This window comes from Microbacterium sp. UNCCL10 (assembly GCF_000746195.1).
Lineage (GTDB): Bacteria > Actinomycetota > Actinomycetes > Actinomycetales > Microbacteriaceae > Microbacterium > Microbacterium saccharophilum.
On sequence record NZ_JQKT01000017.1, the window covers coordinates 1 to 18,953 of the forward strand.

The window sequence follows — 18,953 nt, forward strand, 5'->3', positions numbered from 1 at the left end:
GAATGAGGCCTTGAGCTGCAGTCTGTCAGCGGCAGCCCGGCCCGATAGCGATCCGCCCACCGCTTCGCGGTCGCCGGGGAACACTGGAACCGTTCCGCGGCTCGCCGCAACGGCCACCGCCGATCCACGACAAGAACAGCAAGACGACGACGCCCCTCCGGCGTCAAAGGCGCGTTAGGGTGAGACACGAAGACCTCCGTGAGCAAGATGCGAGTGTGGTAACCCACATCCTGCCCGGAGGTCTTCGCTACTTCAGCCGTTCACAACCTGCCGGGGAACTACAGCTAAAGTCGCGGTGATCTTGCGATGTCCGGCCGCGCGGGATGAGTCGATGAACACCCCGAGGACTTTCGTGCTCAGCTGCCAGCGCCGCTCGGCCCGCGCCGACACCGGCCGCTTCCGCCATGCGTGAAACCCAGACACCGACACCCCGAACCGGGCGCAGAGGAAGACGATGCTGAAATCGGCCTTCATCCGCTCGATCACTTCGAACCGTTCCGCCGGGTCGAGATCTGACGCATGAAGGCCTGCGCTTTTGCCTGGAAATCCAGTTCCCGACGCAACCGCTCGTTCTCCGCCTCGAGCTCCCGCACCCGACGCCGCGCCGCATCGGACATCGTCCCCGCCGGATCAATCTCGACATCCCGCGCATGCGCGACCCACCGATACAGCGTTTGATGCGCAATACCAAGCTCCGCAGCCACCTCCCGGATCGTGCGCCCCCTCGACGCCCGCACGAGTTGCCCCGCCGCAGAACGCTCCTCCGCAGAGTAATGCTCACCCGAACGCCGCGCCCGCGGATTCTCCCTCTTGCTCATCAACATCACCCGAGAACAAGACTCCACCAAAAGCGGGTCACTCCAACGCCCGGTGTTCTCGGCGCGGCGTTGTGTTCTCGCGGAGCAACGGCGGCCGCGCGGGCGGCGCAATCGCCGCGAGGCACTCGGCGTCGCGATTCGGGAGTGCAGAAAGGGGGAGTCAGGCTGCCCGAGATGAGAAGCGCAACGAGACGGCCGCGCGCGCGGCGGCGAAGCACACCCGCCGTATGACGTTGTCGAAGACCTCGGGCCGGAACGTTGCGGCATCCCCCGAGACGGACAAGGCCGCGATGGGCTTACCGTCCGTGCCCATAATCGGAGCGGCGAGACACGACAACGACTCGAGAGACTCGCCGCGGTCGATCGAAACACCCCGCTGTCGCACCTGCCACAGCTCCGAGCGCAGTTGGGTCTCGTCGACGATCGTGCTGGGTGTCCAGGCAGGACGCGGCGCGGCCAGCGTCGCCTCGAGCGCCTCGGATTCGTAGGCAAGGAGCAGCTTTCCCACGGCCGTGCAGTATGCCGGCATGCGTCCACCGATTCGACTCGGCGTGCGAAGTCGATTGTGTCCCTCGAGTTTGTTCAGGTAGACCACGTTCGTGCCGTTGAGTACGGCGAGCTGCACGGTCAGGTGGGTGGCCTCGTACAGGTCAGCGAGGAACGGCGTGAAGAGATCACGGATCCGCTCGTGATCGGGCGTGCTGGTCATCGCCCCCAGCTCCTGAATCACGCGACCCAGTCGATAAGCCGTTCCGGCACGCTCGACGACACCGTTGCGTTCGAGCATGCCGAGGAGCCGGAACGTGGTGGACTTGCTGAGGTTCGACCGTCGAGCGAGTTCACTCACACCCACCCCGACGTGCGCATCTCTGCCGAATGCGGTGACGACGCTGATGGCTTTGTCTACGGCCGTACGGGTGTCGCGGTCTCGGGTGTTGGTACTCATGCGTCCTCATCCTCGTCGATGCGCGGCGTTCAATCTTGGCTACCGAACGATCGTCGCGCCGTTGACGGGCTCCATCAAGTTTGCAGGATCACTAAACTGGACGGCGACCATCGGGGTGCGCGAGACCTGGCCATCAGGACGCGTTGCCGTGGCCTGACAATCCAGACCCGTGTGGGACACGCGGTCTCGGTCGTCGCTGAACCACCCCGCCCGTTTCAGGCCAGTGAAAATGACGATCTCGGTGACCGTTGTGGCCCGCAACCCCGCACGCGGTCACATCGACAGAGCAGCGCGCGCGATCCGAATCGGCGCGCGCTTCAGCTGACAGCACCCCGCACGGAGGTTCGGGTGCGAACGGGCGACGTTGTCAGACACGCCCGCGCACGGTGGCGGATGGATTGTGTTCCGCGCAGCGGTACAGGCCCTCGTGGGATGCGTCAGCCACCAGCTAGCTTTGTCGGAATTCGACCAGCGCGATACGAGGGAGCACGTGTGGGGCCAAAGCGGCGGGTCGATTTTCTTGCCTGATCGAGAAGGAGTGACGGCCCTCGATGCCGTTCGACCGCCGCGGGCAGCGCGACGCGACGCTCCCCCGAGATCTGTTCTCACTCGAACCTTGATCGCAGCGCAGTCGACGCGCGCGAGAGTAGGAGGGAGAAGAGATATTTCATTGTCGGCGCTCGGTGTCGCGGACAGTCCTGCCCTTCCTGCGCCAATCCACCTCAACCCCACAAGGAACATCCATGCGTAGTGCCGTCATCGTCGATGTCATTCGTTCTCCATCCGGCCGAGGAAAACCTGGCGGAGCATTGTCGGGGCTCCACCCCGTCGACCTGCTTGCTACGGTCCTCGCGTCACTGGCGGAGCGTTCGTCGCTCGACCCCGCCCTCGTCGAGGATGTGATCGTCGGCTGTGTCGACCAGGTGGGCGAACAGGCGCTCAACGTCGGCAGGCAGGCCGTGCTGGCAGCCGGATGGCCTGAAGAGGTCCCCGCCACCACGATTGATCGCCAGTGTGGATCCAGTCAGCAGGCCGCCGCATTTGCCGCGCAGGGTGTGATCGCCGGCGCCTATGACATCGTCATCGCGGCGGGCGTCGAGTCGATGAGTCGGGTGCCGATGGGTTCCGCAGTCGCGGGCTCGGACTTTCTCGGCCCGTCGCTGCGGGCGCGTTATCCCGAGGGCCTTGTCAACCAGGGCGTGGCGGCCGAACTCATTGCGAAGCGTTGGAGCTTGAGTAGGGACGACCTCGACGAGTATGCCGCCGAATCACACCGGCGGGCGAGCGCTGCGGCCCGCGGAGGCCTCTTCGATTCGGAGATTCTGGCCGTCCCATTACCGGACGGCACATTGCACGTCTCGGATGAGACGATTCGAGCTGCTACCACCGTCGACGGACTCCGAACCCTGCCTGCGTCGTTTGACACCGCTGCCATGCGAGCACGCTTTCCGGACCTGGAATGGAACGTCACCGCGGGCAATGCATCCCCGCTGACCGACGGTGCGTCCGGGGCGCTCATCATGGAAGAGGGCACCGCGATCAAACTCGGCCTCACTCCCCGTGCACGCTTTCACTCGTTCGCGGTCTGCGGTGATGATCCCCTGTTCATGCTCACGGGCCCGATCCCCGCCACCGCGCGCATTCTGAAGAAATCCGGCATGACGCTCGATGACATCGCGGTATACGAGGTCAACGAAGCATTCGCCTCGGTGCCCCTCGCATGGGCACACGAGTGGAACGCCGACCCTGCACGCCTGAACCCCCGCGGCGGTGCGATCGCGCTGGGACACCCGCTCGGCGCATCAGGAACCAGGATCTTGGCAACGCTCGTCAACGAGCTGGAGGCCTCTGCCGGCCAGTTCGGACTTCAGGTGATGTGCGAGGGCGGCGGAATGGCCAACGCCACCTTGATCGAGCGAATGTGACGAGCCTGGTCTCGGTCTCGGTGGCCGACATCCGGCCCTGCCCGGACGATCGCTGGGCCGGTCGTTGCTCGGGCTGACGTCGATCGCTGATCAAAGGCACTCGATGTGCCGCGGGTCGGAACGGCGACGTGGCCCTCGCACCCGCAAGCGGCCATTCTCTCCTGGGGACGACGCCGGCGAGGAGGAGACGAACGTGAGCAATGTCGACATCAGCGCGATCGCCCTGATCGCGCGGCATGCCAACATCCACGGCGACTCGGTCGCCGTGAACTACGAGAATCAAGAGATCACCTACGCCCAGTTATACGAGCGCGCAGGCCGCGTCGCCGCAGCGCTTCGGGTGGACGGTGTCGGCCCCGGTGACCGGGTCGCGTACGCGGGACTGAACAGCGCGACGTTCATGGTCACCTACTTCGCGGCGATCTGGATCGGCGCAGCGTTCATTCCGTTGAATTTCCGCCTCGCCGCTCCCGAGGTGCGGGCGGTACTCGAGGATTCACAGCCTGAAGTCGTCGTGGCCGAGCCCAGACATGCCGCCATCGTCGACACCGTTCTGAACGGCCGGGGGATAATCCGGAGGCTGCTTCTCGTCGACGACGACCCTCTGGCAACCGCGGATGTGGAGCTGACGTATGCCTGGAAGTCCTATCGCGACTATCCCGCCGCCTCGGCGATCTCCGTGCACGTTCCCCGCTACGACGATGACCTGGCGGCGCTGCTCTACACCTCGGGCACGACCGGGCGGCCGAAGGGCGTCATGTTGACACACGGGAACCTGTGGTGGAACTGGGTGAACGTCGACTCCGTCGTCGATACCCGCTTCGGCGATGTGAGCTTCGCCGCCGCACCGCTGTTCCACATCGGCGGCTTCAACGCCGTCGCCCTACGCACCATCACACGTGGCGGTACGCTCATTATCCGCCGCGCGTTCGACGCCGCACAGGCACTGCGAGACCTCGTCGACTTCCACGTCAACAGCATGTTCCTCGTTCCCGCGATGCTGGCCGGCATCCAGAAGCAGCCCGGTTTCGCGGAGGCAGACCTGAAGGATCTGCGCTCGACCATCGCGGCCGGTGCACCTGTGCCCCCCGTCCTGATCGAGGCCTTCGCCGAGAAGGGCGTCTTGGTGCAGCAAGCCTGGGGCCTCACCGAGACCGCGCCGTTCGCGACCTACCTCGAGGCGACGAGGACGCGCGACAAGCTCGGCTCGTGCGGTGTCGCTATGCCTTACACCCTCGTGAAGGTGGTAGACCCGTCTTCGTCCGAACTCGTGAGTGTGCCGGGGCAGACCGGGGAGCTGTGGGTGACCGGACCGAACGTGTCCGGCGGGTATTGGAACAACCCCGAAGCAACGGCCGCGTCGTTCACGGCGGACGGATGGTTCCGAACCGGCGATATCGGTTATGCCGACGAGGAGGGCTACTTCTTCATCGTCGATCGTCTGAAGGACATGATCATCTCGGGCGGCGAGAACGTCTACCCGGCGGAGATCGAGAACGCCCTGAACGCTCATCCTGACGTGGTCGACGTCGCAGTCGTCGGTGCACCCGACGCCAAGTGGGGCGAGTCAGTCTGCGCCGTCGTGGCGTTCGTGGGCCAACCACTCTCGCTCACGGACGTCCGCGAGTACCTCGCCGACAAGATCGCACGCTACAAACTGCCTACGAAGCTGGTCGCGCTGGACAGCGTGCCTCGCAACGCGGCTGCCAAGCTCGACAAGCCGTTCATCCGCCGTTAGATCGCCGACCCCGGCGCGGTGCGCATCGATCACATCGAGACCGCGCCGTTCACCGAGAATCTCCGACTCCCCCGTCCCTAAGACCCGAAAGGACCCCCCTTCATGGCGAAGCTTTCCGATAAGTACGATCCCGGGCCCCAGGTCGCCCAGTGCGGCGCGATCAACCTGGGCACGAAGGACTTGGAGAAGTCACTGCACTTCTTCGGCGACCTTCTCGGCATGGAGATCGTGCAGCGCGACGGCGGTACGGCCTACCTCCGCGGATTCCAGGAGCTGACGCACCATTCGCTCGTGCTCACGCAACAGGATGAGAGCATCGTCAATTCCTATAGCTTTCGCGTGAAGCGCCCGCAGGACGTGGAGCTGTTCGCCGAGGAGTTCCAGCGTCAGGAGATCGAGACGATCGAGGTCGCCTCGGGTACGGAGGCCGGCCGCGGCACCGCGGTGCGTTTCCTCGTGCCCGGCAGCGAGCATCCGTTCGAGCTGTTCTACGACATCGAGAAGCCGACGGCTCCTGACCAACTGAAGTCCAAGCTGCCCAGCAACAGCTCGCGACGCCGCGGGCTCGGCGTGCGCCGTATCGATCATTTCAACGTGCAGACGTCGCGCGAAACGATCAACCAGGCCGAGAGCTGGGTGCGCGAGAACCTCGGCTTCAACCGCCGCGAGTATGCGCTTCACAAGGACAATCAGACGGTGCTCGCCTCGTGGATGTCGGTCACCCCGCAGGTGCACGACCTGGCCATGGTCGCGAACGCCTTCGGCAAGACAAGCCAGCTGCACCACGTCGCATTCAACCTGGAGAACCTCTCCGACGTACTGACCGCCGCCGACGTGCTGCGCGACTACGACGTCACCTTCGACCTCGGCCCGGGCAAGCATGGCATCGGACAGGCCATGTACCTCTACGTTTTGGACCCAGGCTCAGGCCACCGCGTCGAGATCTACGCCGGCGGCTACCTGATCTTCGACCCCGACTGGGAGCCGATCAAGTGGGAGCGCGAGCAGTTTCCCGACGGCCTTACCTGGTACGGCGACCCATTCGTCTTCGCAGGCACTGCCCGGAGCCTGGAGACCACGCCGTCCAAGGGCCTTACGTGACAATGTGAACGACGAAGGGGCCGGAAGGAATTTGTGTTCCTTCCGGCCCCGTCGTCGTAGGTGTCAGGCTTCGAAGTCGACGACCAGCTTGCCCAGTACGTCCCCGTCGAGCAGGCGGCGGTAACCGTCGCGGATCGCGTCGAAGCGGATCGCTTCGACTTTCGGGCGGGTACCGGTGGCGTCGAGCGTGCGCAGGAGCGCGTGGAACTCGCCGAGCGTGCAGCCTGTGCTTCCCACGATGCGAAGCTGCTGGTAGAAGACGCGCTGGAGATCGGCCGGCGGCATCCCCCCGCTGGTCGCTCCCGCAACCACGACCGTGCCCCCCGGACGCAGCGCCCGCAGCGAGTGACCCCAGGTCGCCTCACCCACGGTCTCGAGCACCAAGTCCACCCGTTCCGGCAAACGCGCGCCCGTCTCAAACGCCCCGTCTGCGCCGCACTCTCGCGCGAACTGGCGCTTGGCCTCCGAGCGCGCGGTGGCGTATACCCGCGCACCCGCCGCCTTCGCCAGCGCGATCGCCGCGCTGGCGACACCTCCGCTCGCGCCCTGGACGAGAACGCGGTCCCCGGCTCGAAGCCCGCCCCGGGTGAAGATCATGCGATACGCCGTACCCCAGGTCACGCCGAGGCAGGCCGCTTCGACGAACGACAGCGAAGCCGGCTTGTCGGCGAGCATTTCATCGGGTACTGAGACCCACTCGGCGAGCGTGCCGTTCATCGTCTCGCTCAACAGAGCGCGCTGCGGGTCGAGGGTTTGGTCGCCGCCGCCGCGGAGCGCGTCACCGTACACGGGGTGGATGACGACTTCGCGGCCGTCCTCGGTGACCCCTGCGCCGTCGCAGCCAAGCACGATTGGAATGCGCTCCGGAGGGTGTCCGACGCCGCGCAATGTCCAGGTGTCATGGGGGTTTAGCGAGGCCGCTTTCAGGCGCACCCTGGTGAACCCGGGCCTCGCCTCGGGATCAGGCCATTCCTGCAGGCTGAGTCCTGCAAGGGGGTCGTTCGGGTCCTGGGCTGTGGCGACGGCTGCGCGCATGTGAGAGTCCTCCTTCATCGATCCTGTCGGTGACGGAGGCCAACGGCGGACCGCGTTCCGACGAACGGCACATACCCTGGCGTCGTCGTGCACGATCGCCGAGCATTGTTCGGTGTCCACCTCATCCGATGTGTCAACGCAGATCACCCGCCTCGCAGCCGATCTGGAGAAGGCGGAGCAGGAACGCCTGCCCATCGCCCCGCCGTCGGCGCAGTGGGCCGGCCTCGACCTTGACAGTGCATACCGCATCCAGCGCGTGAACATCGCCCGTCGACTCGACCGCGGTGAGCACATCGTCGGGCACAAGATCGGTCTCACCTCGCTCGCGATGCAGCAGCAGCTCGGGATCGACTCCCCCGATTACGGCGCGATCACCGACGCAATGGTGATCGTCGACGGAGCGACCTTCGACACTTCAGAACTCATCTCCGCGCGCGTCGAGCCCGAGTTCGCGTTTCGTATCGGCACAGACCTGCCCGTGTCGCCCTCCCTCGACGAGCTCACCGCGGCGATCGACGGCGTATGCGTGGCGCTGGAGGTCATCGACTCCCGCGTGGCCGACTGGAAGATCACCCTCGTGGACACGGTCGCCGACAACGCGTCCAGCGCGCGCGTGGTGTGGGGCGAGATGGCACCGGCGACCCCTGAGCTTCTCGCTGCGCTGCCCGGGCTGGTGATCTCGCTGCGGCGCGACGGTCAGGAGATCGCCTCGGGTCCGGGCTCGGCCGTGCTGGGCGATCCCCTGGCGTCGGTGCGCTGGCTCGCCGGGGTAATCGGCTCCTTCGGTGAGCGATTCCGCGCGGGAGATTTCATCCTCGCCGGCGCCGTCTCCGCAGCCGCGCCGTTCGACGCAGGCGTACAGTGGAGCGCTTCCGCGGATGGGCTCCGCCCCGTGAGCGTCACCACCTCCCCCATCGGAAAGGAGCACGTCGAATGAGCATCACTCGGCTTCCCAGCACGCACGAGGGTGAGCGTCCCCAGTTCGCGACGGGCGATATCTCGCGTCCACACGATTTCCAGACGAACATCGATGTCTCGGGCATGGTGGACGAGCGCCACGGACTCATCGATCGAGCGATCTTCACGGACCGCCGTCTGTACGACCAAGAGCAGGCCCGCGTGTTCGCCACAAGCTGGCTCTTTCTCGGGCACACCGACCAGCTGCGAAAAGCCGGCGACTTCTTCACCACCTTCATGGGTGAAGACCCGGTGATCGTGACGAAGGACAAGTCAGGTCGCATTCGTGCGTACCTCAACTCCTGCCGTCACCGAGGTGCCCGCGTGCTCCGCGCCGACTATGGACAGACCCGCGCATTCACCTGCACGTACCACGGCTGGTCGTATGACCTGGAGGGCAAGCTCATCAGCGTGCCGAACGAAGACGGCTACCCGTCGGAGAGCTGGGACCGCGCCGACTGGCGTCTGCTCGAGGTCGCACAGCTGGACACGGTGCTCGGTCTCATCTTTGCGACCTGGAACCCGAAGGCGCCGTCCCTGGACGAGCAGCTCGGCGACATGCGGTACTACCTCGAGGCGTTCCTCGATCGCGACTCAGAGGGTACGACGGTCGTCGGCGGCATCACCAAGTGGGTGCTGAAAGGCAACTGGAAGCTCGCCGCCGAGCAATTCGCGACCGACTGGTACCACGTCAACATGTCGCACGCGTCGGCGCTGATGGTGCTCTCGCCCACAGGCAAGGGTCCCAAATCCGACATCGTCAATACGCCGGGACGCCAGTACTCCGACGAGCACGGCAACGGCACGGGCTTTCCGACCCACCCCAAGAGCCGGTTCGACGCGCTGCCGGTGCACAAGTACTACGACTATGAGGCACTGGCCGCGAAGCTCGGGCGTGCTCGGGTCGAGGGGCCGCTGACCACCGGTCATGCCACGATATTCCCCAATTTCTCCTACCTGCCGGTCAACGGCTCGATCCGCGTCTGGCATCCCAAGGGCCCGGACGAGATGGAGGTGTGGGCGTGGACTGTGCTCGACAAATCGATGCCGGAAGACGTCCGCAATGCCCAGCGCCTCTACAACCTGCGCACGTTCGGCCCATCGGGCATCTTCGAGCAGGATGACGGAGAGAACTGGAGCGAGATCCAGGCGATCTCGCACGGTTGGCGCACGAACACCGTCCCGCTGAACTACCAGATGGGCATTGGATCAGAGCAGCAGGACGGAGTGTATCCGGGTTCCACCAGCACCCTGTACAGCGATTCGGCCGGACGTCGCTTCTACGGACGCTGGGCAGAGCTGATGAACACGCCGGCCTGGCATGAGGAAGGCAATCTATGAGCGAGGGCATCATCGTCGCCCGCACCACCGACGTCCCCGAGGGTGAGGCGATCAAGATCGACGCGTCGGTGACCGGCACCGTCGACGACATCGCGCTGTTCAACGATGACGGCGAGTTCTTCGCGCTCGACGACACCTGCTCGCACGAGGACGCTTCTCTGTCTGAGGGCTGGATCGAGGACGGCGTCGTGGAGTGCCCGCTGCACGCAGGCAAGTTCTGCCTGAAGGATGGCTCGGTGCAGTCGATGCCCGCCACCGTCGATGTCGCCTGCCACCGTCTCATCGTGTCGGGCGAAGAGATCCGCCTTGTGCCGAACCCGGATCGTCTCGCGTCATGAACGTAGCCCGCGATCCCGGTCGCGTGGTCGTAGTCGGCGGCGGTCTCGCGGGGTTCAGCGCAGCCGACCAGCTCCGCACTCTCGGCCACCAAGGCGAAATCACCATCGTCGACGCCGAGCCGCACGCGTACGACCGCCCACCGCTGAGCAAGAATCTCTTCGACGAAGACTTCTCACTGGCGTCGCTCGCGTTCGCGACGAAAGAAGGCCTGGTGGCAAAGCGAATCGATACCGTGTTCGGCGTGCGCGCCACGGCGATCGACGCCGATGCGGCCTCCGTCACGCTCGCGGACGGCCGCGTCCTTGCCGCCGACACCGTGCTGCTCTCTGTCGGGGGCTCCCCACGCACCCTCTCCGTGCCGGGCAACGATCTGCCCGGCGTGTACACACTGCGAACCTTCGATGATGCGCTCGCCATCCGCGAGCGCGCGCAGCCGGGCGCACGCGCGGTCGTGATCGGCGCGGGCCTGATCGGAGCAGAACTCGCGTCGGCGCTGCAGCGCGCCGGCGTGGCCGTCACTCTCCTCGGCCCCGCCCCCGTGCCGCTGCTGCCGGTCCTCGGCGAGCTGCTGGCGACGCACCTGCACTCCATGCACGTCGCGCACGGCGTGCGCGCCGAGGTCGGTGTAGCCGCCTCGATCACCGCCGCCGGAGATGCTCTGATCGTCACGACCGTCAGCGGGGAGGACATACCGGCAGACGTCGTCGTGGTCGGGGTCGGCATCGTGCCGAACACGTCGCTGGCCGAGGCGGCGGGCCTCGCCGTAGACAACGGCGTGCTCGTCGACCGACATCACCAGACCAGCGCGCCGAAGGTCTTCGCCGCGGGCGACCTGGCCCGCCTCGTCGACGACGACGGCGTCGCGCACCGTCGCGAAGAGCACTGGGAGGCCGCGCAGCTGAGCGGTCAGCACGCCGCCTACGGGATGCTGGGGCTGGAGGCCCCCGCCCGCGGCGCGTCGTGGTTCTGGTCGGACCGACACGGCATCCACCTCGAGGCGACCGGCCGGCTTTCCGGCGAAGGCGAGCTCATCGTCCGCCAGGGTGGCGCGCACCCCGCCGTCTTCCTCGTGCACGACGGGCTTCTGGTCGGTGCGGCCGCGATCGACGACAACAACACTGTCCGCGCCGCGCGGCGCCTCATCGATCGTCGTATCCCGGTGTCGCCGACGGAACTCGCCGACCCCGCGATTGTCCTGAAGTCGTTGCTGCGCGCGTCCCGCTGAGTGTGCCGTCGTCTGGCACAAGACGTTGAGCCCGGGAGCCGACCGGCGTGAGATAGAGCAATGAGTGATGCGTTCCGTCTCGATCCCACCACGCTGAACGGTGGAACGTCGTCTTCCGGCAGCATTCTCGCCGACGAGGTGGACGGAATGCTGCTCGCCGACGCGAACACGCACTTCGAGATCTCGCAGTTCTACTTCCTTGAGGCGGACTTCCTCGACGACGGCCGTTTCGCCGATTGGCTCGAGATGCTCGCGGAGGACCTGCACTACTGGGCACCCATCCGCTCGAATCGCCTGCGTCGCCAGCAAGCGCTGTCGATCGCGGCTCCCGGCGAGTCCGCTTTCTATGACGAGACGAAGGATTCGCTCGCGTGGCGCATCCGCCGGTACGACTCAGGAATGGCGTGGGCGGAGGATCCGCCGAGTCGGACACGACACCTGACCACCAACATCTCCGTGCGACAGCGCTCCGACGGGCTCCTGCAGTCCCGCTCGAACTTCCTCGTGTACCGCAACCGCCTGCACACCGAGGTGGACTTGTACGCGGGCAGTCGCGTCGACATCCTGCGCCCCGAGGGCGTACACGGCTACCAGGTCGTCAAGCGCACCATTCTCTTCGAGCAGAACGTGCTGCTCATGAAGAACATCTCGACCTTCTTCTGAACCCGACCCGACTCGCAGGAGCATCGCACATGACCATTGCTGCACAGGAAACCCGTATCGTCGAGACGACGCTCGGACCGATCTCGGTGACCATCGTGGGCGAAGGACAGCCGTTGGTGCTGCTGCACGGCGGCGGTCCTGGCGCAAGCGCACTGGCCAATTACCGCGACAACCTCGCGGCCTTCGAGGGATTCCAGGTGATCCTGCCGGACCAGCCCGGCTTCGGCGCCAGTTACCGCCCGACCGAGGCGGACCTCGATGCCCGCTCGATCACACAGATCACCGTCGACGTCCTGTATCAGACGCTCGATGCTCTGCACGTGGACAGCTTTCATCTGCTCGGCAACTCCCTCGGCGGTGCCGCGGCGATTGCGATGGCGATCGCCCAGCCGTCCCGAGTGACCAAACTCGTCCTGATGGCGCCCGGCGGTGGCTGGCTGCCGACCGGGCCCACCCCCACCGAGGGTCAGAAGGAGATGTTCCGCTACTACAACGGCGAGGGCCCCTCGGTGGCGAAGATGAAGAACTTCGTCCGCACGATGGTCGCCAACCCGAAGCTCTTCGACGAAGCGAACATCCAGGCACGCTACGACGCATCACTCGACGAGAGCCACCGCGAGTTCTACCACCTTTACAACGCGTCGTTCGCCAAACGCGGCGGCATGGACCCTCTGTGGAAGGACCTCGACAAGATTTCCGCGGATACCTTCCTGCTGTGGGGCCGAGACGACCGGACTATCACGCTCGACGGATCGTGGATCATGCTGAAGAACATCCGCCACGTGCAGCTGCACGTCTTCGGCGGCTGCGGTCACTGGGTGCAGGTGGAGAAGAAAGCGGAGTTCGAGCAGCTCGTGTCGAACTTCCTGAAGGACAGCGTGTGAGCGGGTGGCTCGACGGCGACGTCGCCTTCATCACCGGCGCCGGCTCCGGGATCGGTCAAGCCGTAGCACTGCGCTACCTCCAAGAGGGCGCGGCAGGGGTCGTGGTCTTCGGGCGTGACGGCGACAAGCTCGAAGCGACAATCCGCGCCGCCGGGGATGCGGGCGAGCGCGTGCTGGCCGTCTCCGGCGACGTCCGATCCGCCGACGACCTCAGAGTCGGCGTCGAGCGCACCATCGAGCGTTTCGGCAAGCTCGACATCGTCGTGCCCAACGCCGGCATCTGGGACTTCAACCGCTCTATCAGCCGGACCACTCCGGAAGAGATCGCGGCGATCTACGACGACCTGTTCGACATCAACGTGAAGGGCTACCTCCTCACTGTCTCGAGCACGTGGAGCGAACTTGTGAAGACGAACGGCAACGTGGTCATGACTCTCTCCAATGCCGCGTTCTACCCGGCGGGCGGCGGGCCGGTGTACACCGCGGCGAAGCACGCCGCTCGTGGACTGGTGACGCAGCTCGCGTACGAGCTCGCTCCCAAGGTGCGCGTGAACGGCGTGGCGATCGGCGGGCTGCGCACCGATCTGCGCGGACCGGCGTCGGCGGGTATGGCCGAGCGCTCGATCGAGCAGGGTTTCGCCAAGCGCGACGGCGATCCGGGGCCGAACATGTGGCTGCCGCTGCACGACGCGAGCACTGACCCCGCTGATTCCACCGGGCCGTACGTCTTCTTGGCGTCGCGCACAAACGCCAGCGTCATCACGGGCGCGATCGTGAACGCGGATGGCGGGATCGGCGTACGCGGGTTCGCCACCGCCGCGGGAGGCGATCACCTATGACCGTTCCCGCATCCGCGCGGCCGCTTCCCGAGGGACTGGACGCCTACCTCGAGGTGGACGGCATAGAGGGATCCGTCGCACGCCTGGGCGTGCGCGATGTCCGCGCGGGCTCGTTCGTCGACGCCTACCCTGCGGGAACGCACGACCGCGAGATCCTCGTCGAAGGTTCACCGACCCCGTCCTCTGTCCGGGAGGCGACGGCACGCGTCCTGGCTGCAGACCCTCGCTGCCGCCGCGTCGTTCTCGCGGTGACGGCCGACGACCTCATCGCGATCAGCTGGGCCGAAGAAGCGGGCTACCGCTACGTGGTCGATGTCGATATTCACGACGGGCAATTCACGCTGCTCGTCACCGAACCCGACTGGGTGCTCGCCCAGCCGCACATTCTCGACGACATCCCTTTGGAGGAGTGAGTCTTGACGAAGACAAAAGTGGCCATCATCGGCCCCGGCAACATCGGCACCGACCTGATGTTCAAAGTGATCCGCCTGTCCGACGTCCTGGAGATGGGCGTGATGGTGGGCATCGACCCGACCTCGGACGGACTCGCGCGTGCGGGTCGCCTCGGTTACGAGACGACTGCCGAGGGCGTGGATGGTCTGCTTGCCAGCCCCCAGTTCGACGAGATCGGGGTCGTCTTCGATGCGACGAGCGCCTCTGCACACAAGGCGAACGCGGAGAAGCTCCTGCCTCACGGCAAACGCCTCATCGACCTCACGCCCGCGGCCATCGGTCCGTACGTCGTTCCCGTGGTGAACATGGACGAGCATCTCGATGCCCCCGACATCAACATGGTGACCTGCGGCGGTCAGGCGACCATCCCGATCGTCGCGGCCATCAACGCAGTGACTCCCGCTCACTACGGCGAGATCGTCGCATCCATCGCCTCCAAGTCGGCCGGTCCCGGTACGCGCGCCAACATCGACGAGTTCACCGAGACCACCTCCGACGCCATCGAGAAGGTCGGCGGTGCCGCCCGCGGCAAGGCGATCATCATCCTCAACCCGGCCGAGCCCGCGATGATCATGCGCGACACCGTGCAGGTGCTCACTTCACGCCTCGGCGACATCGAGAGGGAGGCGGTGCGCGCGTCGGTCGCCGCTCAGGTCGCCGCGGTCGCGGAGTACGTGCCGGGGTATCGCCTCAAGCAGGAGGTGCAGTTCCTCGATCAGGGCGCCGAGACGGACGGTCTCGTGCCGCCGGAGCGCGTGCAGAAGGACGGGTACACGCGCGTCAGCGTGTTCCTCGAGATCGAAGGCGCCGCGATGTACCTGCCGAGCTACGCAGGCAACCTCGACATCATGACCAGCGCAGCCCTGCGTACCGCCGAACGGGTCGTCCAGGGTTCGCGAGAGAAGGAAGTCGTCGCATGACGAAGATCTACTTGCAGGACGTCACCCTCCGCGACGGTATGCATGCCGTTCGCCACCGCCTCGCGCCCGAGACGGCGGCGACCATCGCCGCCGCGCTGGATGCTGCCGGGGTCGACGCCATCGAGGTGTCGCACGGCGATGGCCTCGCCGGCAGCTCTCTCATCTACGGCCCCGGATCGAACACCGATTGGGAGTGGATCGAGGCAGTCGCCGGCGCAGTCAAGAACGCCGTGCTCACAACACTGCTTCTGCCGGGTATCGGCACGCTGCACGAACTGCGCCGTGCATTCGATCTCGGCGTGCGCTCGGTGCGCGTCGCGACGCACTGCACGGAGGCCGACGTCTCGGCGCAGCACATCTCGGCCGCCCGCGAGTGGGGCATGGATGTCTCCGGCTTCCTGATGATGGCGCACCTGAACGAGCCGGCGGAGCTTGCGAAGCAGGCGAAGCTCATGGAGTCGTACGGCGCCAACTGCGTCTACGTCACCGACAGTGCAGGGCGTCTCACGATGGACGGCGTGCGCGAGCGTGTTCGCGCATACCGCGACGTGCTCGATGCCGACACCCAGATCGGCATTCACGCTCATCAAAATCTGTCGCTCGCCGTCGCGAACTCCATCGTCGCGGTGGAGGAGGGCGCCTACCGCGTCGACGCGTCCCTCGCCGGCCACGGTGCAGGGGCCGGCAACACCCCGATCGAGCCTTTTGTCGCGGTCGCGAAGCTGCAGGGCTGGGAGGTCGCGGCCGATGTGTTCGCGCTGCAGGACGCGGCCGACGACCTCGTGCGCCCGCTGCATGACCGTCCCGTGCAGGTGGATCGCGAGACGCTCTCGGTCGGCTACGCCGGCGCGTACTCCAGCTTCCTCCGCCACGCCGAGCGGGCGTCGGAGATCTACGGACTCGACGCGCGCGAGCTCCTCCTCGAGGTGGGTCGGCGAAAGCTCATCGGTGGACAGGAAGACATGATCACCGACATCGCGCTGGATCTTCTGGCTACCGGCGGCCGGGGGCAGTCAGCTCGCTGACCTCTCACCGATCGCCATCGAGCTCTACCGGGTCTCGCCCCGCGTCCGGTAGAGCTCGATCTGCGAGAGCGCGGAACGCAGCGTCATCCCGTGCAGTCGATCCCATCCCGACGACCAGTGCACCTGAGCGGCGATCTGCCACATGCTCTGGGACTCGTCCGTCGCAGCGATCGCCGCGACTTCCGCCGCGCGGCGCTGCACGTGCGCGCGGAGCGCGTCCACCCGCTCCCCCAATGCCGTGATCGGCGATCCGTGTCCGGGCAGCGCGAGAAATCCGTTGTACTCCTGCACCGCATCGAGCGACGCAAGGTAGGCGGCAACGGGGCGAGTGTCGCCCACACCGCCCAGGCCGATCCCGGGGGCGAAATCCGGTAGCACGTGATCGCCGGTGAACACCACCGCGCGCTCTGGCACGACGATGCACACATGCCCGGCCGTGTGACCGGGGGTGTGCATGACGGTGAGGCTGAGGCCTCCCTCTTCGAGCACCTCCCCGTCACGCAGCTCGCGCACTCCGACCTCGAGCGGGCGCGCGCGGTGCGGCGCGCGGTACTTCAGTCGCTCCCGCTCCTCAGCGGGAACACCCCAAGCGGCGGCGAGCTCGCCGTCGTTCGCGTCGTAGCGGTCGCTCACGCGAGGCGAGCGTGCCTCGATCGCATCCGCGGGATGCAGGCCGAACCACGCACCCGTGGCCGTATGCACCTCCTGCACGAGACCGATGTGATCGGGGTGGAGGTGAGTGCCCAGCATCCCCGTCACATCCTCGAGCCCGAACCCGGCTACCGCGAGACCCTCCGCCAGTCGCCCGAGGTTGCCCGGCGCGTCGCTACCGGGGTCGACGACCAGCACCCCCGCATCGGTGCGCAAGAGGTACGCGCGACTGGTCGCACCCGCCCAGCCGAACGGCTGCGTCAGGCTCCAGACGCCCGGCGCGACCTCCGACGCGATCTGCTCTTGCTGTTCCGCTGACATGCAGGACCTTTCTCCCATCGATCCCTTCCCGATCCGATCATCATTCGGGTCGACGGGCGCCCGTGTGTTCCGAGCGCCGGAACGGCCCACGCCGTGGAGCCCGGAACACGGGTTGGCTGGGCACATGGATGTCTCAGCTCTCCCCCGACTCGCACTCGTTCCCGCCGGCTCGCTCCGCGAGCGGCTGATCGACGCCGTACTGCGGGGCGTGAAGACGGCGAGCAGCCGGCCGGCCGATCTGCACGAGCCGTGGGAGCCGGAGCCCGTCGGAACGAGGCTCGCGCTCGTAGACTCGCACGATCGCGCACGTGCCGTCGTGGAGATTGCCGAGGTGCGCCGACTGGCCTTTCGCGAGGCCGACGATGAGATAGCTCGCGGCGAGGGCGATTGGCTCGACAACGCGGCCGCTTGGCAGACGGCTCATCGGGCGTTCTGGTCGAGCGACCGTTTCATCGCCGAGGAGAACGGCGGCCATCGCCTCGAGATCACGGACGATACGCAGGTCGTCGTCCGCTTCTTCCGCGTTGTAGAGGTCGTCTGACGCGTCCGCCTCTCCCCTACCGATATCCCGCTGCGAGGTGCCTACCCCGGAGCGCACTGCCTAGAATCGCTCGGACTCGCCGGCCGTGAGCTGTGGCGCCGTGGTACACACGAACACCACCGACGCCGGCGTGATCGACTGGAACACGTGCGCGGTGTCTGCCGGAAATCGGATGAAGTCGCCCTCTCCCACGATCACGGGCCCTGTCTCCGGCCCAAGACGCGCCCTGCCCGACACCACATAGCAGTGCCGGAGCGAACCACGCGACGCCGGCAGCCGCCGGGCAGCGCCGTGGTCCGCATGCAGACGCAGGATGACGTTGTGTACGTAGCCCGAACCGAACGCTGCGTCGAGGTTTCGCAGTTGGAAGCCCTGGTGATCCTGCCAGGTGACGTCGTCTCCGCGCAGGAGCAGGACCTCCGAGCCGATCTCGCTGACGAGGGCACGAGCCGAGACCTTGAGAGCGGCGGCAAGCGCGTCGATGGTCTCAACCGTGGGGTTGCCCAAGCCGCGCTCCAGAACGGCGATCGTCTGTTTGGAGAGACCGCTCTCGCGAGCGAGCCTGCCCAGACTCCAGCCGCTCTCCTGCCGTGCACGCTTGATGTTCCGGCCCACGACATGTGCCGTACCTGTCATGAAACATCTCCTGACCGTGCAACAGCCTCGGTTTCACCATACCGGCCGGATCCTGACCCGGTTTCCCGGACGGTTCTTGTGTGTTGATCATGCCGCGATTTCTGCGGCGGTGTGAAGGGCCTCGAACTCGACGGGGCTGAGGTCGCCGAGGGAGGTGTGCCGGCGGCGGGGGTTGTAGAAGCCCTCGATCCACTCGAACATGGCTGACGCGAGCTGCGCCCGACTGTCGCAGACGGCGCGGTCCAGGAGTTCGCGTTGCATGGTCGACCAGAAGCTCTCGATGAGCGCGTTGTCAACGCTGGACGCGACTCTGCCCATCGATCCGAGCAGGCCTGCCTGGCGGAGCCTGTGTCCGAAGAGCCAGCTGGTGTATTGACCGGATTCAACCGGTCGTTGCAACACCGGGTTGTTACAGCAACAGTAACTGCTCGTTGAAGGCTTCAGCGGGGGTCTTCCAGCCGAGTGCCTTGCGGGGCCTCGTGTTGAGTGCGTGAGCGACGGCGTCGATCTCCGCGGCGGACCAGCGGGACAGGTCGGTGCCCTTGGGGAAGTACTGCCGGAGGAGGCCGTTCGTGTTTTCGTTCGTTCCGCGCTG

Annotated in this window: 22 protein-coding genes and 1 pseudogene; 14 read left to right on the forward strand and 9 right to left on the reverse strand. The window is 66.3% G+C overall.

Annotated elements, in window-relative coordinates; all coding sequences use genetic code 11:
- The 4 genes from BR85_RS15280 to BR85_RS14060 form a co-directional block, all read right to left on the reverse strand.
- A partial coding sequence (locus BR85_RS15280; RefSeq protein WP_197057198.1) for a helix-turn-helix domain-containing protein occupies positions 1–188 on the reverse strand: 188 nt, incomplete at its 3' end.
- A 64-nt stretch (positions 189–252) separates the two neighbouring features.
- Entirely contained in the window at positions 253–486 is a 234-nt protein-coding gene (locus BR85_RS14050; RefSeq protein ID WP_028494783.1) for a hypothetical protein, read from the reverse strand.
- Positions 483–818 carry a transposase gene (locus tag BR85_RS15565; protein ID WP_166657826.1) on the reverse strand — a complete coding sequence of 112 codons (336 nt, stop codon included), beginning with the start codon at positions 816–818 and terminating at the stop codon, positions 483–485. The genes BR85_RS14050 and BR85_RS15565 overlap by 4 nt, the downstream gene beginning before the upstream one ends.
- 160 nt (positions 819–978) lie before the next feature.
- Complete coding sequence (locus BR85_RS14060) at positions 979–1,764, reverse strand: IclR family transcriptional regulator (RefSeq protein ID WP_028494782.1); 786 nt, start codon at positions 1,762–1,764, stop codon at positions 979–981.
- A gap of 743 nt (positions 1,765–2,507) precedes the next feature.
- Between BR85_RS14060 and BR85_RS14065 the strand changes: the two genes are divergently transcribed.
- The 3 genes from BR85_RS14065 (at position 2,508) to BR85_RS14075 (ending at position 6,528) form a co-directional block, all read left to right on the forward strand.
- Positions 2,508–3,689, forward strand: coding sequence for a thiolase family protein (locus BR85_RS14065; RefSeq protein WP_028494781.1), 1,182 nt, complete (start codon positions 2,508–2,510; stop codon positions 3,687–3,689).
- A 193-nt stretch (positions 3,690–3,882) separates the two neighbouring features.
- Entirely contained in the window at positions 3,883–5,427 is a 1,545-nt protein-coding gene (locus BR85_RS14070) for an AMP-binding protein (RefSeq protein ID WP_028494780.1), read from the forward strand.
- 102 nt (positions 5,428–5,529) lie between these two features.
- The gene (locus tag BR85_RS14075; protein WP_028494779.1) at positions 5,530–6,528 is read left to right on the forward strand and encodes a VOC family protein; all 999 of its coding nucleotides are present in this window, start codon (positions 5,530–5,532) and stop codon (positions 6,526–6,528) included.
- A gap of 63 nt (positions 6,529–6,591) precedes the next feature.
- On the opposite strand, the gene BR85_RS14080 is transcribed toward BR85_RS14075, so the two are convergent.
- On the reverse strand, positions 6,592–7,563 hold the full coding sequence (locus BR85_RS14080; protein WP_028494778.1) for a zinc-binding dehydrogenase: 972 nt from the start codon (positions 7,561–7,563) through the stop codon (positions 6,592–6,594).
- 112 nt (positions 7,564–7,675) lie between these two features.
- Here BR85_RS14080 and BR85_RS14085 point away from each other — a divergent pair, with 112 nt between their 5' ends.
- Genes BR85_RS14085 through dmpG form a run of 10 tightly spaced genes read left to right on the forward strand, consistent with a single transcriptional unit; the run spans position 7,676 to position 16,209 of the window.
- Positions 7,676–8,500 (forward strand): 2-keto-4-pentenoate hydratase, encoded by an 825-nt coding sequence (locus BR85_RS14085; protein ID WP_051526088.1) that lies wholly within the window; start codon positions 7,676–7,678, stop codon positions 8,498–8,500.
- A complete protein-coding gene (locus BR85_RS14090) occupies positions 8,497–9,861 on the forward strand; it encodes an aromatic ring-hydroxylating oxygenase subunit alpha (protein ID WP_081782614.1) in 1,365 nt (454 codons plus the stop codon). The genes BR85_RS14085 and BR85_RS14090 overlap by 4 nt, the downstream gene beginning before the upstream one ends.
- Positions 9,858–10,199, forward strand: a complete 342-nt coding sequence (locus BR85_RS14095) for a bifunctional 3-phenylpropionate/cinnamic acid dioxygenase ferredoxin subunit (RefSeq protein WP_028494775.1) — start codon at positions 9,858–9,860, stop codon at positions 10,197–10,199. The genes BR85_RS14090 and BR85_RS14095 overlap by 4 nt, the downstream gene beginning before the upstream one ends.
- The gene (locus BR85_RS14100; protein WP_028494774.1) at positions 10,196–11,425 is read left to right on the forward strand and encodes an NAD(P)/FAD-dependent oxidoreductase; all 1,230 of its coding nucleotides are present in this window, start codon (positions 10,196–10,198) and stop codon (positions 11,423–11,425) included. Before BR85_RS14095 ends, BR85_RS14100 begins: the two co-directional genes overlap by 4 nt.
- A 60-nt stretch (positions 11,426–11,485) precedes the next feature.
- On the forward strand, positions 11,486–12,088 hold the full coding sequence (locus BR85_RS14105; RefSeq protein ID WP_081782613.1) for an aromatic-ring-hydroxylating dioxygenase subunit beta: 603 nt from the start codon (positions 11,486–11,488) through the stop codon (positions 12,086–12,088).
- A 29-nt stretch (positions 12,089–12,117) separates the two neighbouring features.
- The gene (locus tag BR85_RS14110; RefSeq protein ID WP_028494772.1) at positions 12,118–12,972 is read left to right on the forward strand and encodes an alpha/beta fold hydrolase; all 855 of its coding nucleotides are present in this window, start codon (positions 12,118–12,120) and stop codon (positions 12,970–12,972) included.
- On the forward strand, positions 12,969–13,811 hold the full coding sequence (locus BR85_RS14115) for an SDR family NAD(P)-dependent oxidoreductase (RefSeq protein WP_028494771.1): 843 nt from the start codon (positions 12,969–12,971) through the stop codon (positions 13,809–13,811). The genes BR85_RS14110 and BR85_RS14115 overlap by 4 nt, the downstream gene beginning before the upstream one ends.
- On the forward strand, positions 13,808–14,224 hold the full coding sequence (locus tag BR85_RS14120; protein ID WP_051526087.1) for a hypothetical protein: 417 nt from the start codon (positions 13,808–13,810) through the stop codon (positions 14,222–14,224). The genes BR85_RS14115 and BR85_RS14120 overlap by 4 nt, the downstream gene beginning before the upstream one ends.
- Before the next feature lie 3 nt (positions 14,225–14,227).
- Positions 14,228–15,184 (forward strand): acetaldehyde dehydrogenase (acetylating), encoded by a 957-nt coding sequence (locus tag BR85_RS14125; RefSeq protein WP_028494770.1) that lies wholly within the window; start codon positions 14,228–14,230, stop codon positions 15,182–15,184.
- Positions 15,181–16,209, forward strand: a complete 1,029-nt coding sequence (gene dmpG, locus BR85_RS14130) for a 4-hydroxy-2-oxovalerate aldolase (RefSeq protein ID WP_028494769.1) — start codon at positions 15,181–15,183, stop codon at positions 16,207–16,209. The genes BR85_RS14125 and dmpG overlap by 4 nt, the downstream gene beginning before the upstream one ends.
- A 24-nt stretch (positions 16,210–16,233) precedes the next feature.
- On the opposite strand, the gene BR85_RS14135 is transcribed toward dmpG, so the two are convergent.
- Entirely contained in the window at positions 16,234–17,181 is a 948-nt protein-coding gene (locus BR85_RS14135; protein ID WP_028494768.1) for an MBL fold metallo-hydrolase, read from the reverse strand.
- A 124-nt stretch (positions 17,182–17,305) separates the two neighbouring features.
- Between BR85_RS14135 and BR85_RS14140 the strand changes: the two genes are divergently transcribed.
- A complete protein-coding gene (locus BR85_RS14140) occupies positions 17,306–17,722 on the forward strand; it encodes an ASCH domain-containing protein (protein ID WP_051526086.1) in 417 nt (138 codons plus the stop codon).
- Between the two features lie 60 nt (positions 17,723–17,782).
- On the opposite strand, the gene BR85_RS14145 is transcribed toward BR85_RS14140, so the two are convergent.
- The 3 genes and pseudogenes from BR85_RS14145 to BR85_RS14155 all read right to left on the reverse strand — a co-directional run.
- A complete protein-coding gene (locus tag BR85_RS14145) occupies positions 17,783–18,358 on the reverse strand; it encodes an XRE family transcriptional regulator (protein ID WP_028494767.1) in 576 nt (191 codons plus the stop codon).
- An 87-nt stretch (positions 18,359–18,445) separates the two neighbouring features.
- On the reverse strand, positions 18,446–18,676 hold the full coding sequence (locus BR85_RS14150) for an integrase core domain-containing protein (protein ID WP_051526084.1): 231 nt from the start codon (positions 18,674–18,676) through the stop codon (positions 18,446–18,448).
- Between the two features lie 91 nt (positions 18,677–18,767).
- A pseudogene (locus tag BR85_RS14155) lies at positions 18,768–18,953 on the reverse strand (IS30 family transposase); the annotation flags it as partial.

Coding starts and splice junctions, on each gene's coding strand:
- BR85_RS14140 (WP_051526086.1), top strand. CDS start 17,306: ATGGATGTCTCAGCTCTCCCCCGACTCGCACTCGTTCCCGCCGGCTCG.
- dmpG (WP_028494769.1), top strand. CDS start 15,181: ATGACGAAGATCTACTTGCAGGACGTCACCCTCCGCGACGGTATGCAT.
- BR85_RS14060 (WP_028494782.1), bottom strand. CDS start 1,764: ATGAGTACCAACACCCGAGACCGCGACACCCGTACGGCCGTAGACAAA.
- BR85_RS14120 (WP_051526087.1), top strand. CDS start 13,808: ATGACCGTTCCCGCATCCGCGCGGCCGCTTCCCGAGGGACTGGACGCC.
- BR85_RS14100 (WP_028494774.1), top strand. CDS start 10,196: ATGAACGTAGCCCGCGATCCCGGTCGCGTGGTCGTAGTCGGCGGCGGT.
- BR85_RS14095 (WP_028494775.1), top strand. CDS start 9,858: ATGAGCGAGGGCATCATCGTCGCCCGCACCACCGACGTCCCCGAGGGT.
- BR85_RS14135 (WP_028494768.1), bottom strand. CDS start 17,181: ATGTCAGCGGAACAGCAAGAGCAGATCGCGTCGGAGGTCGCGCCGGGC.
- BR85_RS14090 (WP_081782614.1), top strand. CDS start 8,497: ATGAGCATCACTCGGCTTCCCAGCACGCACGAGGGTGAGCGTCCCCAG.
- BR85_RS14075 (WP_028494779.1), top strand. CDS start 5,530: ATGGCGAAGCTTTCCGATAAGTACGATCCCGGGCCCCAGGTCGCCCAG.
- BR85_RS14145 (WP_028494767.1), bottom strand. CDS start 18,358: ATGACAGGTACGGCACATGTCGTGGGCCGGAACATCAAGCGTGCACGG.
- BR85_RS14150 (WP_051526084.1), bottom strand. CDS start 18,676: ATGGGCAGAGTCGCGTCCAGCGTTGACAACGCGCTCATCGAGAGCTTC.
- BR85_RS14065 (WP_028494781.1), top strand. CDS start 2,508: ATGCGTAGTGCCGTCATCGTCGATGTCATTCGTTCTCCATCCGGCCGA.
- BR85_RS14110 (WP_028494772.1), top strand. CDS start 12,118: ATGACCATTGCTGCACAGGAAACCCGTATCGTCGAGACGACGCTCGGA.
- BR85_RS14080 (WP_028494778.1), bottom strand. CDS start 7,563: ATGCGCGCAGCCGTCGCCACAGCCCAGGACCCGAACGACCCCCTTGCA.
- BR85_RS15565 (WP_166657826.1), bottom strand. CDS start 818: ATGAGCAAGAGGGAGAATCCGCGGGCGCGGCGTTCGGGTGAGCATTAC.
- BR85_RS14105 (WP_081782613.1), top strand. CDS start 11,486: ATGAGTGATGCGTTCCGTCTCGATCCCACCACGCTGAACGGTGGAACG.